General features: G+C 40.1%; 4 protein-coding genes and 1 pseudogene. 3 read left to right on the forward strand and 2 right to left on the reverse strand.

The window, feature by feature from the left end; genetic code table 11:
• Both VIN08_RS24830 and VIN08_RS24835 read right to left on the reverse strand, forming a co-directional pair.
• Nucleotides 1-103, reverse strand: a 103-nt coding sequence (locus VIN08_RS24830; RefSeq protein WP_331971344.1) for an FAD-dependent oxidoreductase, incomplete at its 3' end; no start/stop codon positions are given.
• A 114-nt stretch (nucleotides 104-217) separates the two neighbouring features.
• On the reverse strand, nucleotides 218-1612 hold the full coding sequence (locus VIN08_RS24835; RefSeq protein ID WP_331971335.1) for a hypothetical protein: 1395 nt from the start codon (nucleotides 1610-1612) through the stop codon (nucleotides 218-220).
• Nucleotides 1613-1737: 125 nt separating this feature from the next.
• Here VIN08_RS24835 and rbfA point away from each other — a divergent pair, with 125 nt between their 5' ends.
• From rbfA to VIN08_RS24850, 3 genes and pseudogenes are all read left to right on the forward strand, one after another.
• Nucleotides 1738-2103, forward strand: a complete 366-nt coding sequence (rbfA, locus tag VIN08_RS24840) for a 30S ribosome-binding factor RbfA (RefSeq protein WP_331971338.1) — start codon at nucleotides 1738-1740, stop codon at nucleotides 2101-2103.
• A 28-nt stretch (nucleotides 2104-2131) separates the two neighbouring features.
• Nucleotides 2132-3358, forward strand: coding sequence for an ABC transporter permease (locus VIN08_RS24845; RefSeq protein WP_331971341.1), 1227 nt, complete (start codon nucleotides 2132-2134; stop codon nucleotides 3356-3358).
• A 151-nt stretch (nucleotides 3359-3509) separates the two neighbouring features.
• Nucleotides 3510-4291, forward strand: a pseudogene (locus VIN08_RS24850) (ATP-dependent helicase); the annotation flags it as partial.

Here is a 4291-nt window from a genome sequence, read left to right on the forward strand (position 1 = left end):
GATTACGAGCTTCCAGTATCGTTACAGATTTACCGGCTCCACTCGCATGTCGCGCAGCCATAAGGCCGGCCGCTCCTGCACCTATAATCAGTATATCCGTCATGTTTATATTTCTTTAAAAAATCAGACCGCGAAAGCTAATATAGCTTTTCATAAAGTACCAGGAAGATACTTTCAGCAGAGTAATTCTTAGATAACATAGAGAAATTATATTCTCCTATTTCTTCAGCTGATATATATTTTCGCCTGCCAGAATATATTGATCCTTCAGCGCAGGCAGGCGATTGAACAAGTGAGGCATAAGATTGGCCGGATCAATAATTACTTCGGGCTGATCATTCTGAAAAGAATTATATACCTCAATTACATTTTCATAGTAGTCTGGTTGCTCGAGTATTTCACGAGAGAGTCGCCAATTCAGGAAGCCTGATCCGAGGGAGTTGTTTTTATAAACGTTAAGATTGTCGCCTAACATTAGCAACTTCTTATCTTTCAAGCTGCCCCACTTGGTATTATCTTCTACCAAAAGATCGCTATACTTCACAGAAGCAATTTTGTTATAGCGTGATAGATATCCCATCGCCACAGTACCTACAAGCAATATCCAGATACTAATCTCGGCAAATTTCTTTCTGCGAATGAGCAACAGAAAGTGAGCAATGTAAAAACTGAGTGGAGGAAAGAGTGTAATAAAACTTTGTGGGCGGAGGTCTTTGGAATATACTATTTGAAGGAAAGAAAAGATCATCCAGAAAAACATGGTTTGCACCAGTTGTGATTGATACTTCGTGAAGCGCGCATCGCGGTTTAGCATTACAAGCGAAATGAGGAGGAAGAGTAAAGGCAATGCACCTAACACCCAAAGACTCTTGGTGCTTATATATTTTTCTGCAGTAAAGCCAATGTTGGGCAGATAGTAAAACTCCCATAGGTTGGGCAGGCCGTTCTTCAGGTAGTAAACGCTCATGAGCAGTAAATGAGGCAGCAAGAATCCGAATGTAAGGAGCAGATACCCACGAACAGAGCTGCGTGTAAAGATCATCAGGATAACAAGCGCGCCAATCACATATACTACAAATGAAAAGCAGAAGAGCGAAGCAAGACCAATGTAAAAACCAAGAACCGATGGATCACCCTGTTCACGAAACTCTATCTGTCGAAAAAGATTGTTGAGCGCCAGCAGTAAAAATCCTGATCCAAGTAACTCGGCTGTTAGGGAGAATGTATCGAACGAAAAGAAGAAAAGTGTTCCGAAGATCAACGAAGGTATAAATGTACTTTCTGCAAAAGCCTTTTTATTAATGAAGATGATACCCAGATAAGTGGCTTGCGAGAAGATGATAAGAAAGGCAATAATGTGCCTGGCCAGAAGCGATCTTCCGAAAACAAATTCAAACAAAGCATCAAACCATCCCGCCAACGGGCCGGTGGAATCTACAATATCAATATAGAGGGAGCTTCCTCCGTGAACTTTTTCGCCCACCAAAATGCTTTTTAATTCAGGGTATGTCATGGCGGGAGTATCCAGAAAAGCTGGAATACTGATCGCAATCATGATAACCAACAACCCGAGCAACCGGTATGGATCATTTATTCGAAAGTATCGGAGCAATGTTCGATGGTTTTAAAATAGTTCGAAAAATAGAGGAGTGGTTTTAAAGATTGAAATGATTCGCATGTTTTTTCATCTTTGTCATGGAATCAACGAAGAATACCTCCCGTACTGATCCGCATATTATGAGTTCAACAAGACAATTAAAATATTCAAAGCTTATCCAGAAAGAACTGAGCGAGATTTTTCAACGCGATAAAAAAGGTTTTCTGGACAATGCATTCATTACGCTGGCTGATGTAAAAATGAGTCCCGACCTCAGCGTTGCCAAAGTGTATATCAGCATGATGCTGGCAAAAGACAAGCAAAAGACGCTTGAAAAGATCAATCTGCATAAAAAAGAAATAAGAAGAGCACTGGGCGAGAAGATAGGAAAACAAGTGCGCATCATTCCTGAACTTATTTTCTATATTGATGAAGTAGAAGAAAATGCCCAACGCATCGATGATCTTATTAAAAATCTACACATCCCTCCTGCCGATAAGGAGTAACAACCACCACAGTTAAATTGATATTGGATTGAATCTCCCGTTCTTCATCGCCAGACGTTACCTGCTTTCCAAGCGAAAGAAGAATTTCATTAATATCATTTCAATTCTCTCCATTGTCAGCGTTGCCTTTAGTACAGCAGCGTTGATCATCGTGCTTTCTGTTTTTAATGGACTGGAAGATCTGTTGCGTTCGTTGAATGACTCATTCGATCCGGAAATAAAGATTGAAGCTGCCGCCGGAAAATCTTTCCATACCTCTGCTGAGCTTGTTAACAAAATTAAAAGTGTGAAGGGCGTGAAGCTTGTTACAGATGTGATTGAAGATTACGCTTACGTTCATTATCGTGATGCTAATCAGATCGTGACGTTGAAGGGAGTGAGCGATAATTTTATTGAGCAGAACAGAATTCCACAGGAAAATATAACACAAGGCAAGCTGCAGCTAAAGAAAGGCAAAATCAATTATGCATTAGTGGGCCAGGGTATAAGCAACACGCTTACACTGGCTGTAGATGATCCGATGTTTGCTATGCAGATATACTATATCCGCGATGTGAAAGGAGGCATGACTGATCCTTCTAAAATGTATTCGCGAATGAATATTGTACCCGGGGGTGTATTCTCCATTATTCAGTATATCGATGAAAACTATGTGTTGGTGCCGCTTGACTTTGCACGCGAACTTTTCAATTATGGAAACAAGCGGACATCTTTTGAAATAAAAATTGCCGAAGGATTTTCAATTAATGAAGTAAAGCGTGAGTTACAGCAAGTGCTGGGAGATAAATTCAATGTTCTGAATCAGGAAGAGCAACACAAAGACCTCTATCGTCTGTTGAAAATAGAAAAGCTCTTTACGTTTCTTGCCCTTACATTGCTGCTCGCTATAGGGTCGATCAATATATTCTTCAGTCTCATGATGCTGGCGATTGATAAGAAAAAAGATATTTCCATTCTCGCCTCCATGGGTGCAGATCAAAAACTGATCAGAAATATTTTTCTTGCGGAAGGAGCCCTCATCGCATTTACCGGAGCGCTAGTAGGTTTAATATTAGGAGGAGCCTTTTGCTGGATTCAACTGAACTTTGGCATTATCTCCATGGGTATGGAGACGTCCATTACACAGGGATACCCGATTAAAGTTTCGTGGATCGATTTTGCTGCTACACTGGGAGTAGTAACGGTTATTACTTTTTTAATTTCCTCTCGCCCGGCTGTACATGCTGCGCGTTTTGTTTCCCCCCAACAATTATAGAGATGGCCCTGTATCTCAAGGAATAACTCGAATGTTTCAACATGAAAACATCTGTAAGATTCGTGTACCATATTAAATAAAAAAGCACCGTTTCTTATAGTCTTTATGCGTAATATTCGGATTCTTTTTTCATCAAAAAACCGTTTTTTGCATGAAAGTGTCTTCTTCACAACCATTCCAGATCATCTATTCGTTGTATCAGCACGAATACCTGGGATTTATTTTCGAATCGTATATCGTTCACTTGGACGATAAAGGGAAGCTAACGTATCAACATCAGAATATTTCTGCTAAAAATGCACGTGAGTTCTCAAAAGGATTAGATGATCGCGACTTTGAATTGATCGAAATGATGGACTCCATGCAACAGGAGGCAATCGTAAAAAAATTCTCGGCCAAGTTTATGAAGCCCGAAGAATTCTTTGCCAAAATATATGATAAGACGAAAGGTAACGAACTGGTGCAAGAACAGATCGAAGATTACCTGGAGAAACGAAGGGCGAAGATTCTCGAAAAGATGAAAGGCAAACAGCTTTTCGAAATGGGTAATGATGGTGAGCCAACCTGGAAAAAAATTGAAGTGCTGGATAAGAAGGGCGCCATTCAGTTTCACTTCATGCGTACCAACGATCAAACGAATTACTATCCAACAGTATATTATCAGGGAAAGAAACTTGATCTGCCTAACGCATCGGCATACCTCATCTGCAAGAACCCTGCATGGATGGTATTGAATGGAAATCTATATGGTTTTGAAAAATATGTAGATGGAAAGAAACTGATTCCATTCTTCACTAAGAAATTTGTGGTGATACCGAAGAATGTAGAAGAAACGTATTATAACCGATTTGTTGCGCCACTCATAGCATCGTTTGATGATGTGGAGGCAAATGGTTTTGAAATAAATAAAACCGTATACGATCCGCATCCGGT

The organism is Ohtaekwangia sp. (assembly GCF_036568665.1).
GTDB lineage: Bacteria > Bacteroidota > Bacteroidia > Cytophagales > Cyclobacteriaceae > Ohtaekwangia.

Excerpts from the sequence above, each read along its gene's own strand:
- rbfA (WP_331971338.1), top strand. The coding sequence starts at position 1,738 with ATGAGTTCAACAAGACAATTAAAATATTCAAAGCTTATCCAGAAAGAA.